This window comes from Lancefieldella parvula DSM 20469, from assembly GCF_000024225.1.
GTDB classification, from domain to species: Bacteria; Actinomycetota; Coriobacteriia; order Coriobacteriales; family Atopobiaceae; genus Lancefieldella; species Lancefieldella parvula.
The window spans coordinates 544,320-570,547 of sequence record NC_013203.1; the positions used below are offsets into that span (position 1 = coordinate 544,320).

The following is a 26,228-nucleotide window of genomic DNA, read 5'->3' on the forward strand; positions in this document are numbered from 1 at the left end:
GATTGATTATGGACCTCGCTCAAGCGCGTACAGAATATATAGCGTACGTTGCTGTTGAGCGAGGTCTTTCTGTAAATACGCTTGATGCTTATACCAGAGATTTAGAGGGCTATTTGTTCTGGTTGAGCGGCAAAAAAATTACTTCACCCAATCAGGTGACTCGATCCGACGTAGAAGAGTACATTGGTTCTCTCAGAGATTTAGGTATGGCTCCAGCTTCAGTTGAGCGTCATACTGCAGCAATTAGGAATTTTCACAAGTTTATGGCTGTTGAGCAAATTTGTGAGTCTTCGCCAGCTGAAGATTTACCTACTACAGCAAGAATTCAAAGGCTTCCTGACGTTATTTCTCAAGAGAAGGCAGAAGAACTTCTTGATCAACCGTTTCCTAATTCGCCTCTAGGTATTCGCGATAAAGCAATACTTGAGTTGTTGTATGGATGTGGACTTCGCGTGTCTGAGCTTTGTGATCTTGAAGTACGTGGAGTCCTTTTAGAAGATGAACTCTTACGTGTTTTTGGAAAGGGCTCCAAAGAGCGCGTAGTTCCCGTATTGGGCTCTGCATATCGTGCGCTTAAAACATATCTCTTTGAAGCTCGCTCTTTATTACTTAAGCATGGACAAGTGTCTGAGGTCTTTGTAAACGCTCGAGGTGGACGTATTTCTCGCCAGTCGGTTCATAAATTGGTGGCAAATTACGGCAGGGTAGTGGGAATTGAAGGCTTACATCCTCATACACTGCGTCATAGTTTTGCTACACACCTTTTAGAAGGCGGAGCTGATCTTCGCTCGGTTCAGGAGCTTTTGGGGCATGTAGATATTTCAACTACGCAGCTTTATACGCACGTAGATAGGTCTCACATTAGAGATGTGTATCTTGAAGCTCATCCAAGAGCTCATGTCCATGCGGATAAATAAATCACGTGTGGGGCAAAGTGGTGAATGCATAAAAGCAAATTGACGGTTTCGTCAGAGTAACGTGTGATTTTCGTCACGAGTTCACCACAAATTCCTCAAAAATTATTACTCAATAAAAAATTTAATAAAGCATTCTTATGGCCGAGAAAATCCGTTCTTTTGTAGTTCGGATTTTTTTAAACACTACATATTGTGGTCTTAATCAATCAATTCATGTCTTCGTTAAACTCCAGCTAGACCATTAGAAAAATACTTAGTGTTGGAAAGTGTTTTCTAGTGTGTGTAAGTGTCGAAATGAGTTATATTTATTCCACGTTCAATCGACGGACTATGCCCAAGCATTGCCGCACACACACAACACAAACACAGCCCGCGCGGCAAGGGGCGCCAACGTGAAAGGGGGAGGCATGCTTACTGGTCAGTATCAGCGTTCGCTGGACTCCAAGATTCGTGTGACTCTTCCTGCACCTCAGCGCAAGCAGCTTGGAGATGTTGTCATTTTGCTCCGTCGTCAGGACGCGCTTTACGGCTACTCACCTGAGGCGTATGAGGCTTGGATTGCAAGTCTGAACCTCAACCCAAGGAATCGTGACGACGTCACAGCACTTCGCATGCTGAATGCAGCAGCAACAACCGTCGACATTGACTCGGCCGGCCGCGTTGCTCTGGGAAAGATTGACGAGTCCGATCCACAGGCTAGAGAGAAGCTCCAGCTTGACCGCGACGTCACCATTGTCGGTAACGGTGACCACTTTGAGATTTGGAACACCAACAAGTGGAACAGTCTCTTCTCGGCAGATGATCGCGTTGCAACGCTCGAGGATCTTATCTTTGGCGCCTAGTGAGGCGAGAAGATCGTGAAGGTAGAAGAAGGTAACTTGAAAGTCGAATATCGGCACCAACCAGTAATGCTTGCAGAAGTGCTGCGCGAGTTGGATCCCAAGCCAGGTGAAGTTGTTTGCGACTGCACTTTGGGAGGAGCGGGTCACACCGTAGAGATGGCAAAGCTGATTGCTCCAGACGGTCTTTCCATTGGAATTGACCAGGACGCAATGGCTCATCAAGCAGCAGCTGCTCGCCTGAAGCAAGAAGTACCAAACGCGGAGTTTTTGCCGCTTAAGGGAAACTTTGGTGACCTCGATGAGCTTCTCGTTTCTGCAGAAGTTCCCGGAGTTGATTGTTTCCTCTTTGACATTGGTGTTTCTTCTCCTCAGCTTGATATCCCAGAGCGAGGCTTTTCGTACCATGAAGATGCCCCGTTGGATATGCGAATGGACCCGGGTAAACAAACTCCAACTGCACAAGAGGTCATAAACACCTATAACGAAGCCGACCTCGCCCGAATCCTTCGAATTTATGGGGACGAAAAATTTGCCTCAAGAATTGCACGACGCATTGTGCAAACGAGAGAAAAACGTCCCATCCAAACGACGTTTGAACTTGTTGAGGTAATCAAGGCGGCAATTCCAGCAGCAGCACGTCGTCATGGCGGACATCCTGCCAGAAAGACGTTCCAAGCGCTTCGTATCGAAGTTAATCATGAGCTTGAAGTGCTGGAACGCGGACTTCGTTCTGCTATTGCCTGGGCTAATCCAGGGGGCAGGATTTGTGTTATTTCGTATCACTCGCTTGAAGATCGCATTGTCAAGCACGTGTTCTCCGAGTTAAGCCAAGGTTGTATTTGCCCACCAGACCTTCCGGTTTGTATGTGTGGTCAAGTGCCGATAGTTGACGTGATTACGCGCAAACCTCTTGTGGCAACTCCAGAAGAGATTGAGCGCAACCCAAGGGCGAGAAGTGCCCTGATGAGGGTAGCGGTTAAACGCAACCCAGAGAAATGAAGTACCCCATAGCACTTGTTGCTTTTTGTGAAGAAGTTTTTGAAGGGATTGAAGTTTAATGGCACGTTACGGATCAGAGGCTGTAGCACGCACAATTCAGTTTGAGCATGAGTACGCTCCTGAACAGAGCACTCGCTCATCCTTTGAGGTTGTCCCTGGTGGCGGCCTTGATGCTGATGCTCGTCGTGGTGTAAGCAGCCAGTTTATCCAGCGTGTTAAACTCATTGCCGTTGCTGCAGCACTCTTTTTAACGCTTGGTGTTGTTCGCGTTGGCATCTCTACCGCAACGGTTTCTACACTTCAGTCTAACAACGCCATCAGAAATGAAATGCGCGCAACAACTGCAACTAATGACTCTTTGCGCGTTTCTCGCTCCCTGCTTGCAAGCACTACACGTATTGAGCGTATTGCTACTCAGAATTACGGCATGACTCTTGAAACAAATCGTCCTGTTGTAGATGTAAGCAATAACGCTTAGGCGTAAAATATACGTTGTGAGTACGCAGAATCGACATACTCGCGCATTGCGCAGAAAAACTCCTGAGGCCTCGTACGACGAGGCCTCTCGTGTGCATTTTCGCGGTCATCGAGGTAGTAGTGGTGGCTCGGATGGCGTTGGTCCTGAAGGCAGGCTTCGCCGCGTAGCAGCTGCTATGGCTATTATGGTGGCAATTGTTGTCCTAAGGCTTGCTTGGCTGCAAATCTTTACTGCAGCAGATCTTTCAAAAGGTGCCGAGAATAACCGCACTAACGATATTGTTTTGCACGCTCGTCGTGGCACCATTTACGACCGCAATGGCAACGTTTTAGCTATGAGCGTTGACTGCAAAGACATTTACGCCAATCCTTCAGAAATCAAAGACGCTAGCACCGTAGCACAGGTCATTGCCTCTTTCTTAGGGGGAAGTCCTTCAGACTATCTTGGAGACTTGCAGCAAGACACTACGTTTGTCTACGTTCGTCGTCGTGTTGACACTGATACCGCTTCCAAGATTGAAAAAGCGCTTGGCGAGAAAAAACTCAAGGGCATCTATTTTGTTAATAACACTAAGCGCGTTTATCCATACGGTAATGTTGGCGTTCAGATTCTTGGCTTTGTAAACGCTGATAATGAGGGCGCTTCTGGTCTGGAGTATTACTACAACGATATTCTTGCTGGTACCAATGGTCATATGATTGTAGAGACCGGTGCAGGCGGTACGCCAATTGCAGGCGGTACTTCAAACATCACTGAGGCTCAAAATGGTCAAGACATTGTTCTTTCCATTGACATTGAATTGCAAAAGAAGGCAGAAGAGCAGCTTACTGCTGCAGTAAAGGACTTTGAGGCCAAGCAAGGTGGCTCAATCATGGCAATGAATCCTCGTACCGGAGAGATTTATGCTGCTGCTTCGTATCCTCTGCCAGATTTTGAAAGCGATAACGGTGTTGACTACGAATCCCTCAACCTCAAGCTAGTCTCAAGTATCTATGAGCCAGGCTCGGTATTTAAGGTAATCACCACCTCTATTGGCGTGGATAATAATCTCTTTGGTCCAAATTCAACCTTTAACATTCCAACTGAGCTTCAGGTTGGCGACAACAAGGTTACCGACGATGACTGGCGTACCAGTGCCATGGATATGAGTGTAAGAGAGATGCTCAGGCGTTCCTCTAATGTTGGTATGGCCTTCCTCGAGACGCAACTCATAGGTGATAAGCGCTTTGCAGAAGGAATTGATAAGTTTGGCATAGGACATACCACAGGTATTGACTTCCCAGGTGAGGCTACAGGAATTGTACGTAGCTTGGACCAGTACGAAGGACCAACTGGTGGAAACATGGCGTTTGGTCAGGGTCTTGCAATTCCATTTATCCAGGTTATCCGTGCATATACCGCTGTCGCAAATAAGGGAACCATGGTAACTCCGCACTTTATGGTTTCTAAGGGTGGACAAGAGGTTAGCTGGCCTACTAAAGACGTTATTTCTTCTTCCACTGCTTCTGCCGAACTTGACATGATGACCACAGTTGTCAAAGAAGGCACTGGTGTCCGTGCAGGTATCTATGGTTATACCGTTGCTGGTAAAACAGGTACTGGTCAGCAGGTTGTGGAAGAAACCGGCTCATACGGCGAGAATTCCGGTTTTGTTGCCTCCTTCTGCGGTATCGTAAACCCATCAGAATCTGATTTGATGGTCTACGTTGGACTTAACGATACCCATCAGCTGGCATCTCAATCTGCTGCTGTAGTCTTCTCGCAATTTGCAAAAGACGCAGCTACACGCCTTAATATTCAACCAATAAATCCATAGGAGAGCTCATGGTTAAGCTTTCGGTTGAACAAATAGTCGCAGCTACTCATGCTCAGCTGCTCCATCGCGGAACTCGCGAGGTTGCGGGCTGCGCTGTGATTGACTCTCGCGAGGTTCAGCAAGGCTCGCTCTTCGTGGCCTTCGCTGGCGAGAAGGTCAATGGAAACTCGTATCTTTTATCTGCTGCTCAGGCGGGCGCTGCTGTTGTTGTGGCATCAGAACCTGTAACAGACAATCTGCTTGACAGCCTAGCCGCCACAGGAGCTAGTGTTCTTGAAGCCGCTGATGATGACTGTGAGGCGTTTTTGCTTGCTCTTGCCGCTGCTTGGCGAGAAGCACATCCAAACTGGCTGGTTGTGGGTGTAACTGGATCAGTTGGTAAAACTACCACCAAAGAAATGCTTCGTCGCGGCATTGGCGCTACTCGTCGTGTGCATGCTACCGCCGGCAACCATAACAACCTTATTGGTCTGCCACTTACGGTACTTTCAACTCCTGAAGACACCGAGGTTCTAGTGCTTGAGTTGGGCATGAATCATGCTGGCGAGATTACCAGGCTCACTTCTGTTGCTCGTCCAACTGTGGCGGTCATTACAAATGTTGGTACCAGCCACATTGGTCTTCTCGGCAGCCGTAAAAACATTGCGCGTGCCAAGGCAGAGATTGTCTCTGGCATGCGAGCATTTGGTTCAATTGAACCTACGCTTATTCAGGCCTCGGCAGGGGATTACACCAAGTTCATCGCAGACAAGTTTGCTCGTCCTGCTCGCGTTGTTTGCAAGACCGTGGGTGCTACAGAAGATGATGTCATGAGTGCTCAGAAGGTCATTCTTGACGAGAAAGGCCTTCCAACAGCCACTATTAGTGCATCTTCTGGCTGGTCACGCACAGTAACCCTTGAGGTACCTGGTCGCGTTGTTGTCGACGACCTTCTCTTGGCGCTTGAGGCTGTAGAGACGCTTGGCCTTGATCTTGATGCTGCAGCAGAGGCAATTGAGCAGATGCCAGCTACTCGCATGCGTCTTTCGGTACTTGATGCTACCTGTGGTGCCAAGATTATTGATGACTCTTATAACGCAAGTCCAAACTCAACAGCTGCTGCTCTTGATGTTTTAATGCAGATGCCCGCAGAGGGTCGTCGCATTGCGCTCATTGGAGAGATTGGTGAGCTTGGACCAGAAGAGAAGCGCCTTCATGGATATGTGGGTGCCTATATTGCTGCTAAGAACCCAGATTTTGTTGCTTTTGTAGGCACAGGAGCAGCACGTGAAATGGTTGAAGCAGCGCGCGTTATGGGCTTCTCGGAAGATAAAATTGAACAGTTTAATGATGTTAATGAAGCGCTTGCCGTACTCGGGCCAGTACTGAAACAAGGAGATGTTCTTCTCGCCAAGGCATCTAGGTCTGCCCAGCTTGATATTTTTGTCAAAGGAGTTACCGAGTAATGTTTTTTCAAACTATTTACCCAACATACCAGGTGTTTGTGGCGCTTGGTGTCTCCTGTATTATTACTATGGTTTTAATGCCACTCTTTATCAAATTGATGAAGAAAGAGGGAGTGGGTCAGCAGGTTCGTGCTGACGGTCCTCAGCAGCACCTGATCAAACAGGGTACTCCAACTATGGGTGGCGTCGTAATGTTGGTGAGCATTGTGCTTACCTGTATTGCACTTGCTCAGTGGAACACCGACCTCATTCTTGTCATGGCAGCTATGTTGCTGACGGGTTCGCTGGGTCTTTTGGATGACATTGAGTCTGTTGCTCACGGCAGAAGCCTTGGCCTCACAGCATCTCAGAAGATGGCTGGACTTATTACTATCTCTGTGGCATTTTGCCTGGCAGCAGTTAATATTTGGGGCATTACTCCAATTATTGCATTTCCAGGTGGCCTTGATATCAATCTGGGCATCCTCACCACTACCGTCAATTTAGGTGAAAACTCAATTTCTATTCCTTGGCTTTATCTTTTCTTTGTCTTTTTGCTCATGGCAGGCCTTTCCAACGCCGTCAACCTCACTGATGGTCTTGATGGTTTGGCTGGCGGTTGCGTCATGGTTGTTATGATTTTTATGGCTGCTGTAGCGTTTCGTTATGGCGAGAGTAGCCTTGCTGTCTTTGCTGCATCTATTGCAGGTGCTTGTATTGGTTTTTTGTGGTTTAACAGCTATCCTGCAAGCATTTTTATGGGTGATACCGGCTCTCTTGCCTGGGGCGCTGCTTTTGCAGCCTTAGCTGTTCTTACCAAGACTGAGGTAGTTTCCCTGGTCATGGGCGGTCTTTTTATTATCGAGGCGCTGTCCGTTATCATTCAGGTTGTCAGTTATAAGACAACTAAAAAGCGTGTATTCTTGATGGCCCCTCTGCATCATCACTTTGAAAAACTTGGCTGGAACGAGACAAAAGTAGTATTTAGGTTCTGGATTATTTCCGGAGCATTTGCTGCTTTGGGCTTTGCTCTGTACTTCCAGCTTCATTAAAGGTATTGCCTTAGGAAAGGATCGCTTGCGTGTCGCTTCTAGAAACACTTGGTGATGTGTGTGTTCTTGGTTTTGGTAAGACCGGCGTCTCTGTCTGTGCGTACTTGCTGCAGCAGCCAGAAGGTCGTGTGTCTTCCATAACCCTTGTGGGCGGCGCAGATGCTACTGTTGGCGAGAAGGTCCAAGGGCTTGCAGACTCAGGCGTGCAGGTTCAATGCGGCTCTGATCAGGTTGAGGGCACCTTTGACCTGACCATTGCGTCTCCTGGTATCCCAGATACCTCTGAGCTGTTCCTAAGTGCAAAGGCTGCCTCTAAACAGATATTAGGAGAGCCAGAGTTTGCCTATCAAGAGAGTCCTACTCAATGGATTGGTATTACCGGTACAAATGGTAAAACAACTACTACAAGTTTAACCACGTCTATCCTGCAGTACGCTGGCCTTGATGCATGTGCTGTTGGAAATATTGGGTTTACTATTACTGATCAACTTTCAGAGAGAAAATCTAATAGCTGGTTTGTTGCAGAGCTTTCAAGTTTCCAACTTGCAACTACTCAGAAATTGCATCCTCATGTTGCTATGCTTTTAAACATTACGCCTGACCACCTTGAATGGCATGGTTCGCTCGAGGCATACGCTGCGGCTAAAGAGAAAATTTTTGCCAACCTTGATGTAAATGATTTGGCAATTGTGTCTGATTTAGATGAGTTTTGCCTAGCTGTGTCTTCTCGCCTTGAGGCTCGTGGCATTAGCGTATGTCATCTTGCTCAGACAGATCCTGGTACACAAAATGCTGCCTTTGTACGTAATGGCGCACTGGTAGTAAGGTTGTCTGGTAAGGAGATGGAGCTTGTAGCTACAGATGCACTTCACATTAGAGGAATGCACAATGCACTCAATGCTCTTGCTGCGGCCGCTTGTGGGCTATTTTTGGGCATTGATATTGTGTCGATTAGGCATGCCCTTTTGGATTTTATGCCGCTTGAGCACAGAATTGAGCCTGTAAAAACCATTAATGGCGTGTTGTACGTAAATGATTCCAAGGCAACCAATACCGATTCGGTTGAGAAGTCTCTGACATCGTTTCCAGATAAAGACATAATTTTGCTTCTTGGTGGTCACGATAAGGGCACAGAACTGGATAAATTTGCTCAGAAAGTGTCTGCTACCTGTGCATATGCAATCTGCTTTGGAGAAGCTGGTCCTCGCTTTGCAGAAGCACTTCGCCACGTTTCTGGCGGACGTGCAGAAGTGGTAGAGGAGCCTCATCTACGTGAGGCCTTTGCCCACGCAGTAGAACTTGCTCGCCCAGGTTTTGTAGTACTTCTCTCGCCTGCGTGCTCATCATTTGATGAGTTTTCTGGCATGGCTCAGCGTGGTCATGTCTTTAAACAGCTGGTGGAAGATCTTGCTCAAGAAGAGAGTGGTCGATAATGTCTACCAGCAGAAATAGGAATGCAGAACGCGTGCAGCAATCACGTATTTCTCGCCAGAGATCTTCTGAGCGCTCGCAGGCTAAAGGCCGCTTTGGTGCCATTCCAGAGCGTTTTATGCAGCCTCGTCTAGTGCTTCTGGTGTCAACGGCTATTCTTGTATGCTTTGGCTTGGTAATGATTTATTCTGCATCCTCAATTTCTGCTATGACATCTGAGGATATGGGTTATAACCCCTTCTACTACGTGCAACGTCAGCTTAGTTTTGCTGCGGCTGGCGTAGTGTTGGCGTTTATTGTTTCTCGTATTGATTACCGCGCAGTAGTAAGAAACTTCCAGATACCTATCTGGTTTGTGACCATTGGAATGCTAGCAATTATTTTTACACCTATTGCTGGTGCCGATGCATATGGTGCAACTCGTTGGATTTCAATTGGACCATTTTCTTTCCAGCCATCTGAGTTTGCAAAGATTACTATTTTAGTGTCTGTGTCGTATCTGGCTCAGCAGTACTTTATCGATCAGACCATAGATAAGATGGAGTTTTTTAAGAAGTTTGCCATTGCTGCGCTTGTGCCACTTGTGCTTATTCTGGCTCAGCCAGACAAGGGCTCCACTTTGATTATTGTGGGAACTCTTTTGGTTATTGGCTACCTTGCTGATGTTGATCGAAGAGTTTTGGCAACCATTGCCGTTGCTGGCTTCATTGGTTTTGCTTTTCTTTCACTTAAAGATGATTATTCTCGCGCTCGTGTTATGACCATGCTTAATCCTTGGGCTGATTATTACGGTGCGGGTTATCAGCTTGCCCAGGGCTTTTATGCCTTTGGTTCTGGTGGTATTTTTGGTGTTGGACTAGGCTTTTCAAGGCAGAAGTATTCGTATCTCCCTATGGCTCACAATGACTTTATTTTTGCGGTTATTGGAGAAGAACTGGGATTTATTGGTGTTCTTGGCCTTCTTGTTGTATTTGGTGCGCTAGTGTGGGCAGGCTTTAAGATTGCTCGCTATGCGCCAGATTTGACCGGTAGGCTTATTGCTGCAGGTTGTACTTCTATGTTTATCATTCAGGCCTTTGTTAACATTGGCGGTGTTTTAGGTCTTTTGCCTCTCTCCGGCAAGCCTCTGCCTTTTATCTCGTACGGCGGCTCAACTATTATGTCCAGCATCTTGATGATTGGCCTTCTGATGTCTGTTTCAAGGCAGTCAAGGCTTCCAGAAACCGAGCACGATAGACAGCGCGCTACATGGAGTATGGCTGAAGGGCAAGATGACTTTGATGCTCCAGGCTTTGCGGGTCTTACCATGGTTGATGGTGGGGTAGGAGTAGGCATGCCGCTTCCACGTTCTTCTCGCCCTAAGAGCAGCGCGCAGAGCTCCGCACGTCCGTCACGAGGCGTTTTGCGTTCAAGAAATGACGATGCCCCTCAAGGTCGCATTACTACAGACGCCTCGGGTAGGCGCAGAATTGATTTGGGACCTTCTGCATCAGATAGGCTTCGCGGAAACAATACAAGGCCTCGTCGATAGCTGATTTCTAGGAGATGGAACGCATGGCAGAACAGAAGAAACTCTCTGTTGCAATTGCTGCAGGTGGAACCGCAGGTCACATTAACCCAGCTCTGGCTTTAGCCGAGGAGCTTCGCGAGCGCGGCCACCAGGTTACGTTTTATGGTCAGCCCAACAAACTTGAGGGTACGCTGGTGCCTGAGGCAGGATTTGAGCTGGTGCCTATCCATGTAAACGGCTTTGATCGCAGGCGTCCTTGGACGCTCATGAGCGCAGCATATAATCTTGAGCGTGCAAAATTGCAGTTGCATAAGCGTTTTAAAGAGCAAGGTTCTCCTGATGTTGCTATTGGTTTTGGTGCATATGTTGAGTTGCCCCTGCTTCAGCTCTGCGCAAAACTTCACATTCCGTATTTAATTCATGAGCAGAATTCGGTGACAGGTCTTGCTAACCGTGTTTCTGCTGGTAAAGCCGCTAAGGTATGTATTGCGTTCCCAGAGGCTCGCAAGGCATTTGAAGGACACGTAAAAGCTCAGAACACTATTGTGGTTACAGGCAATCCTGTGCGTAAGAGTGTTCTCTCTGCTGACAGAGCTGCTTCTAGGCAATGTTTGGGTATTGCAGATGATCAGATATTACTGCTTATCTTTGGTGGTAGCCTGGGTGCTCGTAGTATCAATGAGACATTTGCTACTCTTAAACAGGAGCTTCTTGCTCGCCCCAATCTCCGTATTATTCAATCAACAGGTCAGAAGCTCTATGACGAGGTTGTCTCGCTTATGAAGCTCACCGATAAAGAAGCTGCTCGTTGGGAGGTTAAGCCCTATATCTCCAACATGGGTGCTACGCTTGCTGCTGCTGACCTGGTGGTTTCTCGTTCCGGGGCATCTTCTGTAGCTGAGATTGCAGCCCTTGAGCTCCCAAGTATTTTGGTGCCGTACCCTCTGGCAACAGCAGATCACCAGACCACTAACGCGCATTTGTTGTCGGATGCAGGAGCAGCTATTTTGGTACCAGATAACCAGGTAGGCACAACGTCCTTCTCGACAGCTCTCTTTAATCTGGTAGATAACGCAGACCAGCGTAAAAAGCTTTCAGAGGCTGCCGCTACACTTGACCAGCGCAGTGCCGCATCTCTTGTAGCTGACGCTGTGGAAAGTGCCGTTTGTGGCGTATAAAACAACTCGTTTTGCGTTAGAGTAAACATGTCTTGGTATGTCCAAGACTTAAACGATAACAATATTTGGAAAGGCTCTCTTATGGCAGATTCCATGGGCGAGAAGAACATCTCGCGTGCACATTTTATTGGAATTGGTGGCGCAGGTATGAGCGGAATTGCGCTTGTCCTGCACGAGCGCGGCTGCACGGTTACCGGCTCCGATTTGAAGAGCTCGCATTATGTTAGAGAGCTTGAAGACGCAGGTATTCAGGTAAGCATTGGACACACCGCAACCACTATTGACACTGTGATGCCTGATGTCATTGTTACCTCTACTGCAATTCCAGAGACAAACCCAGAGGTCATTCGCGCACGTGAGCTTTCCATTCCTATTTGGCCTCGTGCTAAGATGCTCTCGTATTTATCACGTGGCCGCAAGACTATCGCAGTTGCTGGAACTCATGGCAAGACCACTACATCCTCTATGATTGCTACTATGCTGGATAAGCTTGGTGCCGATCCATCGTTTTTGATTGGCGGCGTTGTTGAGGGCTATGACACCAATGGTAAAAATGGTAACGGTCAGTACTTTGTCTGCGAAGCTGACGAGTCTGACGGTTCGTTTATGTTCCTCAACCCTAGCGTGGTAGTTATTACCAATATTGAGGCAGACCATCTTGACCACTACGGTTCTCTTGAGAATATCGAGAATACCTTCTGCGAGTTCATGAGTTTGCTTGATAAGGAAGAAACCGTTGTTATTAACGGTGATAACCCTCATTACGTCGAACTTGCTCAGTCAACTGGTAGACACGTGGTCACCTATGGCTTTGATCCAAGCTGCGATTTTGTTTGCAAGCAGGAGGAGAGAAAAGCTGGTATTGAGAATCCGCTGACCATCAAGACTCCTTCTGGTCAGACCATTTCTGTGGTGCTTCCTGCTAACCCTGGTAAGCACAATGTTGCTAACGCAACCGCTGCTATTGCTGTTGCCGATACTCTTAACTTTGATCTTGAGGAAGCCGCCGCGGCGCTTTCGCAGTTCAAGGGTGCTCGACGCCGTTTTACGCACGTGGGCGATATCAACGGCATCACCGTTGTAGACGATTACGGCCACCATCCAACTGAGATTGCAGCAACCATGTCTGCAGCTCTTCCTCTTGGCTTCAAGCGCGTTGTTGTGGTCTTCCAGCCACACCGATACAGCAGAACACAAGACTTGGCAGATTCGTTTACACACGCGTTTGACGGCATTGACGTTTTACGAGTCATGGATGTTTTCTCCGCAGGTGAACTGCCTATTCCAGGCGTCTCTGGCAAGACAGTTTCTTCAAGGGTCCAAGCTGCTAATAGTGTCCCTGACGTGCGCTATATTCCTTCTCGCCGTGATCTTATCGCAGACCTTCTTGAAACGGTTCATCCAGGAGACCTGTTGATTACTCAGGGTGCAGGTGACGTTACTCAGATTGGTCCAATGCTTATCCGTGCGCTCAAAGAACGCCTTCAGAACAACTAGGACTTCTGCTGTGAGCTTGTTTAACGCCTATGTAAGCCTTTCTGGGGCTCTCGATGCAACAATTAAGCAAGACGAGCCGCTGGGCCACCATTCTTCCTTTAGAATTGGCGGTAAGGCGTCACTTTTTGCTGCTGTTCATAGTCATGTGGCGCTTGTACGCGTGCTTGAGGTACTTGCAGCTAATCGAGTTGATTGGGTGCTTCTAGGTAAGGGTTCAAACATCCTTGTTTCCGATAAAGGTTATAACGGCTGCGTTATTGTTCTTGATGATGAACTTTCTACTATTTCAGTTGGCGAGAATAACCTCATTACTGCAGGTGCAGGTGCACTTACAGCACGCGTTTGTAACGAGGCTATGAAGGCAGGCCTCTCTGGACTTGAGATGTGTGCTGGTATCCCTGGAACTATCGGCGGCGCCCTTTCTATGAATGCAGGTACCAGACATGATTGGATTGGCAAAGCCGTCCGTGATTGTGTGGTGCTTAAGCCTGGTAAGGGTCTTGTACGCTATGATGCTTCTGAGATTGAATGGGGTTATCGCTATACTACGTTTGCTCCAGATGAGATTATTCTTGAGACGACGTTTGCGCTAACACCGTCTGATCGCTCTAAAGTTGCCTTAGGTATGGATACTCTTTTGCAGCGCAGAAGAAATACCCAGCCAACTGGTCAGCTTTGCTGTGGTTCTGTTTTTAAGAACCCAGGCAGTAGGTCTGCTGGTGCGCTTATTGAAGAGTGTGGTCTTAAAGGCACCACTGAAGGTGGAGCTCAGATTTCTGATATCCATGCAAACTTTATTGTGAATACCGGCAATGCCACTGCTGCAGATGTTATTGCGCTTATGCGCAGGGCACATGATGCGGTGCAAGAAAAGTTTGACATTGATCTTCAACCAGAGGTTAAGCTTCTGGGTTTTGGGGCATAGGGAAGATATGGCAGAAGATACTTCAAAGCAAAAAACACGCCGTAAGGGCACAAAGAGGGAGCCTTTATCGTCTGGCGCTGCTCAGACAGCTGGGGAAGCTAAGCCTTCTTTTATGAGTAAGGCTTTTAAGCCTAAACCAAAGGCTGAGACTACAGCTTCTGATGCCAAGATTTCTACTAAAAAGACTTCTACTAAAAAGACTTCTACTAAAAAGGCTTCTGATAAAAAACCGAATAACGCTACAAAAACTGCGGATCAAGCTCGTGCGGAGCGTATTAAACACAGCAGAAAAGTATCTTTTAAGACTGTACGGACAGTTTTTATTGTTTTGTTGAGTCTAGCCATTTTTGCTGGTATTGCTTTTCTCGTCTTACGCTCTTCTTCGATCTTTGCTATTACTAACATTCAGGTTGAGCCAACAGAGCATGTTACTAATGAGCAGATTCAAAAGCTTATTGCAGTAGAAGAGGGAACAACTCTGCTTAATATGGACGAGTCCCTCATTACTGAGGAGCTCCAGAAAGACCCTTGGGTAGCATCTGCAACGTATGAGAGGCAGTTCCCCAATACGCTGCGCATTACTATTATAGAGCGTAAGGTTACGGCCATAGTGACGCTTTCTTCTGGTCCTGTTGCATGGTATTTGGGTGAGGATAATGTTTGGCTCGAGGCTGATCAGCTTACTGTTCCAGAAGGAAAAACTACCGCGACAGTAGCGCTTGAGAAGGCAACATCAGAGGGAAAGTTGCTTATTACCGATGTTCCTGCAACGGTTTCTCCTGTAGCAGGTACCACGGCAACAGATGCAGAAATTCAAGCGGTTATGCAGTATCAGTCTACGTTCTCGTCAGAGCTTACTTCACAGATTGTGAGCTACTCGGCCAGTAGTGTTGATGCTATTTCCGTCACCCTAACCAATGGCGTACAGGTTGCTTTAGGCTCTCCAACACAGATTACAGATAAAGAAAAAGTGATTCTGGCAATGCTTAAGCAGTTCCCAGGAGAGCTTACTTACTTGAATGTAAGAACGCCTGCAAGCCCAACCTACAGACGAGTTTCTACTGGAAACGTTCAGTCTGGTTCTGGTGTTTCATAGGCAATCGTTGTGGTAATACGTGCCGTTAGGGAATCTTTTCCTACCGTTCACCAGCTTTCTTCACAATTTCTTCATATTATTTGACTTGCATGGGTGAGTTGTGCAAATATACCCCGCTTTGCATGAAGCGTAAGCCTTAACTTGAGGTTTAGGGTTTTATACAGCGGTTCTGCGAGCGCATAAACGTAGCCTAAGCGCAGTCGCGCTCCGGGACAAACGGGCACAAGCGTGCCTCAAGGAGGAAGACATGATTAAGGACACCGATACCCTTAACAACTATCTTGCTGTTATCAAGGTTGTTGGCGTTGGTGGCGGCGGAACTAACGCTGTCAACCGCATGATTGAAGAAGGCATCCGTGGTGTTGAGTTCGTTGCTGTAAACACTGATGCACAAGCTCTTGCAATTTCCGATGCTGACATTAAGGTTCACATTGGTACTGACATTACCAAGGGTCTTGGTGCTGGTGCTAACCCTGAGGTGGGTAAAGAGGCAGCAGAGGATAGCCGTGACGAGATTAAGGCTGCCCTTGCTGGCGCTGATATGGTCTTCATCACTGCTGGTGAAGGTGGCGGTACTGGTACCGGCGCTGCTCCAGTTGTTGCTGACATTGCAAAGAATGATGTTGGCGCACTGACTGTTGGTGTTGTTACCAAGCCATTCTCCTTCGAGGGTCGCCGTCGTTATGGTTCTGCAGCTGACGGAATCAAGACTCTTTCCGAGAATGTCGATACACTCATTGTTATTCCAAACGATCGTCTGCTTGATCTTTCTGAGAAGAAGACCACCATGCTTGAGGCATTCCGCATGGCTGACGACGTTCTATGCCAAGGTACCCAGGGTATTACCGACCTCATCACTGTTCCTGGTCTGATTAACCTCGACTTTGCAGACGTCTGCACCATTATGAAGGGTGCAGGTAGCGCAATGATGGGCATCGGTATTGCTGCTGGCGATAACCGTGCTGCTGATGCTGCAACCGAGGCAATTTCTAGCCGTCTGCTTGAAAGCTCTATTGAGGGCGCAACCCGCGTTCTTCTCTCTATTGCTGGTAATAAAGATCTTGGTATTCAGGAGATTAACGAGGCGGCTGACCTGGTTGCTAAGAACGTTGACGCTGATGCAAACATCATCTTTGGTACTGTTGTTGATGAGTCCCTAGGCGATCAGGTTCGCGTAACCGTTATTGCAACTGGTTTTAATGACGCTAACGTTCAGCAGCAGCTCCCAACTTTGAGCACTCAGAGCACCAGCCGTCCAAGCCGTCCTGCTCAGCCACAGCCAACTCGTCCTGCAAGTGCTCAGCCACAGCCTGCTCGCAGCAATAACTCTTCGAATGAGAAAGAGTTTGATATTCCAGACTTCCTTAAGCGTAGTCGCATCTAAATATGTGCGCGCTGAATAGACAGTGCTTACACGGCGTGACCCTGCTCATGGATCCTGAGGTTCCATGCGGGGTCACGCTCGCATTTACTGAGCGTACGGGTGGTTTTTCAAAAGGGGAGTTTGCTTCCCTTAATTTAGGCGGTAGATGCGGGGACAATCTGCAACATGTGCAGAAGAATCGCCAGCTGGTTCTAGAAGCTCTTGGAGCGGGCGAGCACTTCTCGCGACTCCTTATTCCTCATCAGGTACACGGAAGCACTGTTGTCTGTTTGTCTTCCGATACATCAGAGGCTTTTGAACAGGCTAAGACTGAGGCAGAAGCTGGTGCAGACGCTATAGTGTGCACCGTGCAAAATACACCCGTGCTTTTGGCGTTTGCCGATTGTGTGCCGGTAATTCTAGTGGCTCCTGGTGGATTTGCGGTGGCGCATTCAGGTTGGAAAGGCACAATTGCTCGCATTTCAGCTTGCACAACAGAGACTCTTTGCCAGGCAACTGGCGCCAAACCTTCCGAGGTCAAAGCATATATTGGACCACATATTGGCAGTGCTGACTACGAGGTTTCTTCTGAGCTTATTCAGATGTTTTCGCAAGAGTTTGGCCCCAATGTTGTGGACCGTGCATCTGGCGAGAGGTACCTTGATCTTGGATATGCTGTTAGAGCTGCGCTGATAGATGCTGGTGTACGTGAGTCTGCTATTGAAGAGGTAACTGACTCGACGGCCTCTACAACAGAGCGGTTCTTCTCGTATCGTGCTGAGCATGGCAAGTGCGGAAGGCATGCGGCTGTTGCTTACATGGCTGCAAAGTAGGGTAGAAGACGTTTAGCGTTACGTAAGATAATGATGTATTCACTGCAAGAGATGATGGCTATGACGTACGATTCAGATGAATATCTTGAGTTTATTAAGGCTCGCAAAGCTCAAATTGAGTCGCTCGTAGCAGACGCTGCAAAAAAGTCTGGCAGAAGTGCCTCTGAAATTGAAATTGTGGCCGTCTCTAAAACTGTTCCTGTTGAGGCTGTTCTAGCAGCTTACAAGGCAGGCTATAGGGTTTTTGGCGAGAATCGTCCACAAGAACTGACACATAAACTAACATGTTTATCTGAAACTTCTTTTGGATCTGAAATAACTTTTGACATGATTGGTAATCTTCAGAAGAACAAGATTAACCAAGTAGTTGGTAAGGTTCGTTATATTCATTCAATTTCTTCTGAGCATCTTGCAGAGGCGGTTTCAAAGCGTGCGGAAGCAAAGGGCTCTCAGGAGTCTGTTTTACTTGAGGTAAATGTTTCCGCTGAAGCTTCAAAATCGGGCTTCTCGCCAGAAGAAGTTTCTGAGTCTATTCAAAAGGTTGTGGAACTTTCTCATATTTCTGTTGTAGGACTTATGACTATGGCACCAAGGGATGACCCAGAGCGTGCAAAGAGGACATTTGCAGGATTACGAGAATTGCGTGATCGTTTAAGCCAACAAGTTGGTTTGAAGTTAGATGTTCTTTCTTGTGGTATGAGTGATGACTTTACGTATGCCATTGAAGAAGGTTCTACCACTATTCGTCTGGGCCGGATATTGTTTGATCCAGCCTATACGTTGAGTGAACGCTAAAATAGTTGCAAGTTTTGATACAGTAGTAAGAAGTTACGTGCGTTTTAGAAAGGCACAATGATGAGCATTCTTGATACGCTAAGAGCAAAGCTTCGTGGTGGTCAGGACGACGAGTACTACGACGATGAGTATTATGGTGAAGACGGCTATGACGAGCTAGATGGAACACCTTCTCGCTCGTACGATGACCGCGCACAGCAGGGTTCTTCTAGTAGATTACTGGGTAATCCATCTAGGCCAGAGGCGGAGAGTGTCTCTGTTTACACTCGTTCCGGTAAACCAATTAGTACCAATCCAGCTGCTTCTTACAATCCTCAGCAGGATATGCGCCCTCGTGCTTCTGCGTATGCATCTCGTCAGGAGCCTTCTGGGTACACTCCTTCTTATGAGCATACAGTGAGCCCAAATCTACCAACTCCTGGTGATATTGGTCTTCGTCCTGTGAGCCGTACAAGTTATTCTGGACAGCTACCACCATACATTCTTCGTCCTGTTTCTTATGATGATGTTCAGTCAGTAGTTCGCCGTGTTCGTACTGGTCAGCCAGTTGTCCTTATCTTTAAGAACACTAACATTGAAGTTGCTAAGAGAATTTTGGACTTCAGTTTTGGTCTTTCTTATGGTCTTGATGGAGCTGTTGAAGAAGTTGCTGATCGCGTTTTTGTTGTACTTCCTCATGGCGTTTCTTTGACGCAAGCTGATCTTGATAAGCTTGCTGATGAGGGCGAGATTACCAGGTAACTGGAGGTTTTTGTGTTTTCGTCTTATATCTTGAACGTGCTCTATACTTTGTTAAGGATTTATAGCTTCTGCATTGTGGTATGGTGCCTATCCTCTTGGATTACCGTCTCAAATGACTCGTTTAATCGTATTCTTGAGGGAATTGGCAAAATTGTTGAGCCATACCTTAGTGTGTTTAGGCGTGTAATTCCTCCAATTTCTGGCATTGATCTTTCACCAATTGTTGCACTTTTTGTGCTTAATCTTGTGGGACGTTTTGCCATTTCGACGCTGGGCCTTATACTAATATAGGAAACTAGTTTGTTTTTAATTACAAACTGAGTAGTTATGATGTGTGGTACGTCTACTCGCAGACTGAAAGGGAACAAAGATGGCAATCACACCAGCAGACATTGAGCAGCAGACATTCTCTCCTGCTGAGACCGGCTACAATCCAGAGGAAGTCGACGCATTTCTTGAGCAGCTATCTTCTGAGGTTGATGCAATGCTTCAAAAGATCGCTGATCTTAAGGGCCGTCTGACCAGCACTGAGCGGCAGCTTGCTGCAGCACAGGCACAGGTTGCAAGCCTTGAGGAGAACGCAAGCGTTCCTTCTGTTGAGGAGACAAACGCTGCAGCTGTTGCTGCATCTGAGCACCAGATTTCTCAGGTCCTCATTGTTGCTCAGCAGAGTGCAGATAAGCTTGTTGCAGATGCTCGTGCAAATGCAGAGCGTATTCGCAATGAAGCAGATCAGAAGGCTCGTGAGGTTATCCGCCAGGCTCTTGCAGAGAAGCAGACTGAGCTTGACGAGATTGATCGTCTCAAGCAGTCTCGTGAGGATTTCCGCGCTGAGTACCGCAAGCTTCTCCAGCACTTCCTGGACGATGCAGATTCTGTTTTCCCAGAGACTGTCCTTACCAATAATGCTCCAACTGGTTCCCAGAATGCTGCACAGTCTACAGCTAACCAGACTCAGATTTCTACATCTGCACCTGCAGCTGGTGACTTTAACGATCTTGACTAAGTCTTAGACCATTACATTTGAACTGATAAGCGTCCAGCTTTGCTGGGCGCTTTTTTATTTTGTGCTGAAAATTACCTTAAGTAATCGGCTCCTGAGTAATTGCTTTAGAACTCAGAGATAAGTTCTTTGAGAAATGCTGCTTTTGTTCTATATGAGGAATATCCTTTCTATCTTCTCGGCCTTGATAACGAGTAGGTATACCTTGGCTACGTGCTGCTTCTGCACTTGTGCTTGCGATAAGTTCAGGAAGTTCTTGCCATACGCGCTTTGGCATCAAATGAGCACGTAGGTCATATCCTCTTTCTGTTGGTCCGCGTCCCTTTAGGCTAACTCCATCATAGAAACGTCTCCACATGGCTTGCACGTATTTTTCATCAGTTGCAAGGTCTGTTCTAGAGAGCAGTTCTTTCAAAGACGTGTCATCGAGTTGAATTGTTCCAAATGTCTTCATTTCTGGTGTATAAAAACTGGCTATATGGTGAGCTGGGTCAACAATAAAAAACCGTTCGGTGCTCATCCGTTTAACAAAGTAATTGCAGGTTAGGGGCACTACATTTGCGTTAGGGTGAAATACAGACATAAAAGAGCCATCTGACATGCGAGAAAACCGTATAAATTGACGTGTGTGCTCTCGCTCAGTTTCTACTTGTCGAGCCAGCGCATTAAATTCTGCTACGGTTGGATCAGCAATATCTTCAAGGGCTCCTATCCCGTACAAGAATGCGAGACGGATATACCTATGCACAATCTCTGGCATAGTATGAGCATCTGAAGCACATGCTAGAACAATGCGACGTGTTATCTCTTTTGTGCCTACTTTCTTTTCTAATCCAGTTAGAACTCGTCTAGCTAAGGCTACTACTGAATCATCAGAGGGATCTGGTACGCAGAGCATGTACTCCTCAAGGCCGGGCTGACAAAAGCTCTCTCTAACAAGACGTACGTGTGTTGGGTTAGCATGTGAGAGATAAGTGAGTCCCACAGTTCCTACAACGCCTTCTAAGCTTGGATTGCAGGAGATAACAACCTTCTGAGACTTGGAGAGTCTTGTAAGTCTCTCAACAAGTGAGACAAGGTCTACGCTTTGATTAGAAGAGTCTGAGTTGAGAGGATTCAATGCGACGTCTTGTTTTGTTGTATGAACTTGCTTTAGCATCAGCAATTACTCTCTGTTTAATTAGTTCTTGGTCAAGTGGGGCTGTAGCATCTCTTACTCCGCAGCAGGTGAGAAAGTGATGGGATCGTTTGAGCTGTATTCCCAGCCGTTTAAGATCATCAAAAGTAAGACGAGATCGTCTTCTTGCGGCAATGATTCTTCGTGCACCGGTAGGGCCAATTCCGGGCACTCGTAAAAGTATTTCTAGTGGTGCATCCATAATTTCTATAGGAAATTGATCAAGATGAGCCAATGCCCATCCAAGCTTTGGGTCAACTTCTAAATCAAGCCAAGGCGCTTCTGGAGAAACAAGTTCATCAGGAGAAAATGCATAGTAGCGCATAAGCCAATCAGCTTGGTAAAGGCGATGCTCTCTACGGAGGGGAACAGGGGTATCTAACTCAGGAAGACGATCATCTTCCATAACAGGAATATAGGCAGAAAAAAATACTCGTTTTAACTCAAATTGTTGGTAAAGCGCTTGTGATAAATGCAATATTTGATTATCTGACTCTGGAGAAGCCCCAATAATAATTTGTGTTGACTGCCCAGCAGGCGAGAAAGACCTTTTACTCGAAGACACCCTTGATGAATGCATAAAAGTGTTCTTCAAACAATTAGAACGTAAGGCTAAACCTTCTTTTATAATCTGCTTCTGACTTGGAATAATAATACCTTTAGATTTGCCAGCAGACTTCACAATACTCTTTGACGTATTTTTAGCTTCGAGTAATTGTCTTTCTTCAGAGACGCGTAGGTGGTGAATAAAAGACATGGGTTTAGTAACCGTTTCAGCATTTTTGTGCGGGCAAAGTTTAGTAAGTGAGGTTGAGCTAGGTAATTCCAGGTTGACGGAGAGTCTGTCTGCCAAACGGCCAATAGCGTCAATAAGATCTGAGTCTGTTCCGGGAATTACCTTCGCATGAATATAGCCGTTGAATAGCAGTTCATTTCTAAGGTAGGAGAGACATTCAATCATGAGTTCCGTGGTGTGATCCGGCGACCCTATAACACCTGAGGAAAGAAAAAGTCCTTCTATGTAGTTTCTTTTATAGAAATCTACGGTAAGTTCTGCTAACTCTTGTGGTGTAAAGGTAGCACGTTTAGTTTGAGCAGACGATCTATTGACGCAGTAAGCGCAGTCATAGCAACAAGCATTAGAAAGCAAAACTTTTAGCAGCGTAATGCAGCGGCCGTCAGGAGTAAATGAATGGCAACAACCCGCCGTCGAAGCCATGCCTATCTTTCCTGCCTGCGGATCTCTGTCTACACCAGAGGAGGTACATGCCGCGTCAAATTTGGCCGCATCTGCAAGTATGGTGAGTTTATCAAGAGTATCCATATGGACAACTTTCTACTTGAAAACAGAACGTCTGTTCGTATACTTAGACTATCACGAATAAAAAAGAAGTAAAGAAAAATTTAGAACAAATGTTTGTCATTTTAAAACCGTAGAAAGGATGTGAATGACGTGTGAAGGATGTATACTTTTCTCATTAGTAGTAGCGGAAGGAATGGTCGTGGGCATAGAGAAAAACAGCTCTTCACCATGTCTTTCTCGTCCTGTGGATTTACAAGTTCCCACGTATGCTTTACGCGTATTAGAAGTTCTCGAAAATGCTGGGTTTGAGGCATGGATTGTTGGCGGCTGGGTACGAGACGCCCTGCGGGGTTCATTTGCTCATGATATTGACATCACAACTTTAGCTACTTGGCAGCAGAGTAAGGCGGCCTTTGTAGCTGCAGGTATTCCTGTACATGAGACGGGTATTGCATACGGAACTGTTACTGCTGTTGTTGAGCAACATCCCATTGAAGTTACAACGTATCGCTGTGACGGAGAATATCTGGATGGTCGTCGTCCTGATTCTGTGCAGTTTGTCTCTTGTATAGAGAAAGATCTTGCTCGTAGAGACTTCACCATAAACGCAATGGCATATCATCCTAAGAGGGGACTGCTAGATCTTTATGGCGGTCAAGAAGATTTATCTGCACATGTGATTCGCTCTGTTGGGGAGCCAAAAGCTCGCTTCACTGAGGATGCATTGCGTATGCTACGTGCATTAAGGTTTGCGTGCAGATTCTCGTTTTCAGTTGAGGAGAAAACACATCAAGCGCTCATTGAATGTGCGCCGTTGCTCTCACAAGTTGCTTCTGAGCGTATTGGCTTAGAAGTGGCTCAAATTGTTGAAGGGGGTCATATTGCTCATGCTATCAAGTTGGGTTTCTCTGTTTTAGCAGTAGCAATTCCAGAACTCTTACTGCTACAAAACTTTGATCAAAGGAGCCCTTATCACGCCTATGATGTATTGAAGCACACTGCTCGGGTGTGCTCTGCAACAGAGGCATTTACGGTAGGTTGTGCTACTCCGATACTTAGGTGGGCTGCGCTTCTACACGATATTGCAAAGCCGGAAATGTTTAGCGTTGATGCAGATGGTAGAGGTCATTTTTATGGTCATCCAGAAAAGGGTGCAGATGTAGCAAAAGTCCTGCTTAAACGCTTAGCTTTACCGCAGCGCTTGATTAATGAGATTTGTGCCCTTGTGGCTCTGCATGACTATGACGTGGATGTTACAACGGCGTCGCTTAGGCATATGGTTGCCCTGTTAGCCGAGGTAAGTAAATCAGACGGCATCACCCTTGCGTATGATCTTTTGACGTTAAAGCAGGCAGATGCCTTGGCAAAAGCGGTTCCATATCGCGGATATGCTGTTGCTTTAGAGCGTATGTTTAGCTTATTGAAGAACGAAGCTAAGAAAGGTATCGCTCAAAGACCTCAGGACTTGTGTATTTCGGGAGCCGATATTATGCAGGCACTCTCAATTACTCCTGGTCCTATTGTTGGTGCATATCAACATAAGCTTTTTGAGGCATATCTTATTGGAACGGTAGAAAATAGGCGAGAAGAGCTGCTTGCCCTTCTCGCCCAATTAGCCAAATAAGTATTGCGCTTATAAAGCATATAGATTGAGGAAATTCCTCCGGTTACATAATCTTAGTATCCTCAAGTTTTTCTATAATCCAGGCATTAAGTTTTGCAGTTGGCTTTCTAAGAACAAGGCCAAGCATAAGGGAGGCTGCAAGGAAGATAGATAATGCACCAAGTTCAGAAATCCATACGTTGCTATAGTATCCTGCTATGTTTTCGTGCATTGCTGCAATGGCATGAACAAAGGGAAGAAGTGGATTTATAACTTGGAAAGATTCAGGAAGCATTTGGACGGGGAAGCTTCCGCCTGCACCTGCAACTTGGATAACAAGTAAGAAGACACAAATTGCTTTTCCAATATCACCAAACGCATAGGTAAATGCGTACATGATGTTGACAAATACAAGTGAGGTAAACCAAACACTTATCATAAAACGTACAGGGTCAACACATTGAATCTGCAGATAGAAAAGATCGCCCAGTCCAACTAACGTGGACTGTAAGAAGCCTAGTACGCTAAAGGTAAGCAATCTTCCAAGATATGCATGACGTGGTTTTGCGTCAGTTTTCTTAAGGAGACTCTCAGTAATCCCTGTGTTAAGCATGGCAACTAAAATGATGCCACCTACCCACAAAGAAAGTGTGGTGTAGAAACCCGCCATGGCCGATCCGTTGTTTTCAATAGGGTATACGGCAGTTCGCTTGAGTGTTGTAGGCGCAGCAATAAATTCTGCAAGATCAGATGAACTTGCAGATAGAATCTGCCTGACAGTTTTTATATCTTTGCTGGAAAGTGCCTCAGAGAGTTGAGCGTGTATTAAATCAAGCTTGTCGGCAAGATCAGTAAGCTGATTTTTAGACTTAGAAAGAGTGCTGGAGAATGCTGAGAGGTTGTTTGCTGTTGAATTTGCGATGTTTTGAATGTCTTGAAGTGTTTGAGTTAAAGATTCAGAAAGAGTAGAAGTGGTATTAGAAACATCAGTTAGAGATGTAGAGATTGATGTGAGGCTTGTTTTAAGAGCTGTTTGGAGGTCTGAACGTGTAGTACTCAAGTCAGAAGATGCTTGTGATAGGAGCGCATTGATTTGAGCTCTTTGTGTTGCAGAGACGGATATACCATCATTAATACTTTGGGCAGCATTTGTTAGCTCATCTTGAAGATTTTGGAGGGTGGCAATGCTCCCCTGAAGCCTGGCAATTGGAGCATCAAGAAGTCCTTGTAGGTTTGTTGGAAGGGCTGCTTTAACTGACTGAAGAGAGGTAAGAAGCGATTCATAACCACTCTTTACTTGCTCGATTCTACTTGCAGCATCTTGAATATTAGAAGCGGCATGGCCTGCAGTTGTCGAAGCATTATCAAGCGCATCATTAATAGAAGTATTAAGCGTATCAAAGCTTGCAGAAGTTTGGGCAAGTGCGCTATCTACTGCTTGAGTAGCGCTTGTTGCTGCGTCATTCATGCGTTGCGTTCCATCAGCTGCTTGTAGAAGTGTTTCTTGTGCTGAGGAGAGTGTATTACTTGAGCTTGAGGATAAATCAGATGTGCTCTCAATAATTTGTTGAGCTGAATCAACAAGTCCCTGATATACACCAATATGATTAGCAGCAATTCTGAGCTCATTAGATCCATGAACAAGAGTCTCATCAAGCTTGGTTACTACAGAAGAAAGATTAGAATCATCCGCGTTATTAGTGAGTTCACCAATAAGACCTGCGCCTACTTCAGTAACTGACTCTGCAAAAGATCGTTCAATCTCTGTACGTGCAGATTCTGCAGCTTTATCGGTAACAATAGGTGCGATTGCTCCCAGTTTTTGATTGCTTAGATAGGTAATACTGGCATCATTTTCTTGGCCAGAAAGTGAAGCAAGTAACTCTTGCGAAAAATTCTCTGGAATGAGGAGCGCTGCGTAATATGCGCCGGACTGCACACCGTGTTCAGCGTCTTCTTTTGAAGTAATAACATAGTGAATAGTGGTGCTTTCACTAAGTTTAGATACCATACGTTCACCAATGTTGACGCGTACAGGAATAAGATCGCTTTGATATCCTGCGTCATTGTTAGCAACAGCAATTTTTATTTCATTGGTGTGTCCGTATGGATCCCAACTACCCTCAATATTAAGCCATGCATATAAAGATGGCAGTATTACTAGCCCCACGCATACAACAAGAGCAATGGTGTTGTGTGCAACAGCCTTAAAATCAGCAAGAAAAATAGTCCAAATTTTTTTCAT

The 26,228-nt window shown here is 46.3% G+C and carries 23 protein-coding genes; 20 read left to right on the top strand and 3 right to left on the bottom strand.

Annotated features, from left to right (window positions below; translation table 11 throughout):
* The first annotated feature begins 8 nt into the window (after window positions 1-8).
* The 19 genes from APAR_RS02445 (at window position 9) to APAR_RS02535 (ending at window position 19,903) form a co-directional block, all read left to right on the top strand.
* Entirely contained in the window at window positions 9-917 is a 909-nt protein-coding gene (locus APAR_RS02445; RefSeq protein ID WP_012808565.1) for a site-specific tyrosine recombinase, read from the top strand.
* A 392-nt stretch (window positions 918-1,309) separates the two neighbouring features.
* Window positions 1,310-1,759, top strand: a complete 450-nt coding sequence (locus APAR_RS02450; protein ID WP_245526063.1) for a division/cell wall cluster transcriptional repressor MraZ — start codon at window positions 1,310-1,312, stop codon at window positions 1,757-1,759.
* A 15-nt stretch (window positions 1,760-1,774) separates the two neighbouring features.
* The gene (gene rsmH / locus APAR_RS02455; protein ID WP_012808567.1) at window positions 1,775-2,758 is read left to right on the top strand and encodes a 16S rRNA (cytosine(1402)-N(4))-methyltransferase RsmH; all 984 of its coding nucleotides are present in this window, start codon (window positions 1,775-1,777) and stop codon (window positions 2,756-2,758) included.
* Between the two features lie 58 nt (window positions 2,759-2,816).
* Window positions 2,817-3,236, top strand: a complete 420-nt coding sequence (locus APAR_RS02460) for an FtsB/FtsL family cell division protein (protein WP_012808568.1) — start codon at window positions 2,817-2,819, stop codon at window positions 3,234-3,236.
* A 91-nt stretch (window positions 3,237-3,327) separates the two neighbouring features.
* Window positions 3,328-5,052, top strand: a complete 1,725-nt coding sequence (locus APAR_RS02465; RefSeq protein ID WP_012808569.1) for a peptidoglycan D,D-transpeptidase FtsI family protein — start codon at window positions 3,328-3,330, stop codon at window positions 5,050-5,052.
* An 8-nt stretch (window positions 5,053-5,060) separates the two neighbouring features.
* Window positions 5,061-6,497, top strand: coding sequence for a UDP-N-acetylmuramoyl-tripeptide--D-alanyl-D-alanine ligase (locus tag APAR_RS02470; RefSeq protein ID WP_012808570.1), 1,437 nt, complete (start codon window positions 5,061-5,063; stop codon window positions 6,495-6,497).
* Window positions 6,497-7,528: a phospho-N-acetylmuramoyl-pentapeptide-transferase gene (gene mraY, locus APAR_RS02475; protein WP_012808571.1), complete on the top strand. Its 1,032-nt coding sequence runs from the start codon at window positions 6,497-6,499 to the stop codon at window positions 7,526-7,528. Before APAR_RS02470 ends, mraY begins: the two co-directional genes overlap by 1 nt.
* A 29-nt stretch (window positions 7,529-7,557) precedes the next feature.
* Complete coding sequence (gene murD, locus APAR_RS02480) at window positions 7,558-8,961, top strand: UDP-N-acetylmuramoyl-L-alanine--D-glutamate ligase (protein WP_012808572.1); 1,404 nt, start codon at window positions 7,558-7,560, stop codon at window positions 8,959-8,961.
* Complete coding sequence (gene ftsW, locus APAR_RS02485; protein WP_012808573.1) at window positions 8,961-10,490, top strand: putative lipid II flippase FtsW; 1,530 nt, start codon at window positions 8,961-8,963, stop codon at window positions 10,488-10,490. Before murD ends, ftsW begins: the two co-directional genes overlap by 1 nt.
* Window positions 10,491-10,513: 23 nt before the next feature.
* Window positions 10,514-11,647 carry an undecaprenyldiphospho-muramoylpentapeptide beta-N-acetylglucosaminyltransferase gene (gene murG, locus APAR_RS02490; protein WP_012808574.1) on the top strand — a complete coding sequence of 378 codons (1,134 nt, stop codon included), beginning with the start codon at window positions 10,514-10,516 and terminating at the stop codon, window positions 11,645-11,647.
* 81 nt (window positions 11,648-11,728) lie between these two features.
* Window positions 11,729-13,144, top strand: a complete 1,416-nt coding sequence (gene murC / locus APAR_RS02495) for a UDP-N-acetylmuramate--L-alanine ligase (RefSeq protein ID WP_049754794.1) — start codon at window positions 11,729-11,731, stop codon at window positions 13,142-13,144.
* Between the two features lie 10 nt (window positions 13,145-13,154).
* Entirely contained in the window at window positions 13,155-14,069 is a 915-nt protein-coding gene (gene murB, locus APAR_RS02500; RefSeq protein WP_012808576.1) for a UDP-N-acetylmuramate dehydrogenase, read from the top strand.
* Window positions 14,070-14,076: 7 nt separating this feature from the next.
* Window positions 14,077-15,165 (top strand): cell division protein FtsQ/DivIB, encoded by a 1,089-nt coding sequence (locus APAR_RS02505; RefSeq protein ID WP_012808577.1) that lies wholly within the window; start codon window positions 14,077-14,079, stop codon window positions 15,163-15,165.
* Between the two features lie 247 nt (window positions 15,166-15,412).
* A complete protein-coding gene (gene ftsZ / locus APAR_RS02510; protein WP_012808578.1) occupies window positions 15,413-16,549 on the top strand; it encodes a cell division protein FtsZ in 1,137 nt (378 codons plus the stop codon).
* Window positions 16,550-16,596: 47 nt separating this feature from the next.
* A complete protein-coding gene (locus APAR_RS02515; protein ID WP_012808579.1) occupies window positions 16,597-17,361 on the top strand; it encodes a purine nucleoside phosphorylase YfiH/LACC1 family protein in 765 nt (254 codons plus the stop codon).
* Between the two features lie 60 nt (window positions 17,362-17,421).
* Window positions 17,422-18,156: a YggS family pyridoxal phosphate-dependent enzyme gene (locus tag APAR_RS02520; protein ID WP_012808580.1), complete on the top strand. Its 735-nt coding sequence runs from the start codon at window positions 17,422-17,424 to the stop codon at window positions 18,154-18,156.
* 60 nt (window positions 18,157-18,216) lie between these two features.
* Window positions 18,217-18,897: a cell division protein SepF gene (locus tag APAR_RS02525; protein WP_012808581.1), complete on the top strand. Its 681-nt coding sequence runs from the start codon at window positions 18,217-18,219 to the stop codon at window positions 18,895-18,897.
* 12 nt (window positions 18,898-18,909) lie between these two features.
* Window positions 18,910-19,188 (top strand): YggT family protein, encoded by a 279-nt coding sequence (locus APAR_RS02530; RefSeq protein WP_012808582.1) that lies wholly within the window; start codon window positions 18,910-18,912, stop codon window positions 19,186-19,188.
* A gap of 79 nt (window positions 19,189-19,267) precedes the next feature.
* Window positions 19,268-19,903 (top strand): DivIVA domain-containing protein, encoded by a 636-nt coding sequence (locus APAR_RS02535; protein WP_012808583.1) that lies wholly within the window; start codon window positions 19,268-19,270, stop codon window positions 19,901-19,903.
* Between the two features lie 76 nt (window positions 19,904-19,979).
* On the opposite strand, the gene APAR_RS02540 is transcribed toward APAR_RS02535, so the two are convergent.
* Both APAR_RS02540 and APAR_RS02545 read right to left on the bottom strand, forming a co-directional pair.
* Window positions 19,980-21,059 carry a TIGR03915 family putative DNA repair protein gene (locus APAR_RS02540; RefSeq protein WP_143714114.1) on the bottom strand — a complete coding sequence of 360 codons (1,080 nt, stop codon included), beginning with the start codon at window positions 21,057-21,059 and terminating at the stop codon, window positions 19,980-19,982.
* Window positions 20,992-22,401 carry a putative DNA modification/repair radical SAM protein gene (locus APAR_RS02545; RefSeq protein WP_012808585.1) on the bottom strand — a complete coding sequence of 470 codons (1,410 nt, stop codon included), beginning with the start codon at window positions 22,399-22,401 and terminating at the stop codon, window positions 20,992-20,994. Before APAR_RS02545 ends, APAR_RS02540 begins: the two co-directional genes overlap by 68 nt.
* Before the next feature lie 172 nt (window positions 22,402-22,573).
* On the opposite strand from APAR_RS02545, the gene APAR_RS02550 reads away from it, so the two are divergent.
* Entirely contained in the window at window positions 22,574-24,004 is a 1,431-nt protein-coding gene (locus APAR_RS02550) for a CCA tRNA nucleotidyltransferase (protein WP_143714163.1), read from the top strand.
* Window positions 24,005-24,047: 43 nt separating this feature from the next.
* Here APAR_RS02550 and APAR_RS02555 read toward each other — a convergent pair whose 3' ends face one another.
* A complete protein-coding gene (locus APAR_RS02555) occupies window positions 24,048-26,228 on the bottom strand; it encodes a YhgE/Pip domain-containing protein (RefSeq protein WP_012808587.1) in 2,181 nt (726 codons plus the stop codon).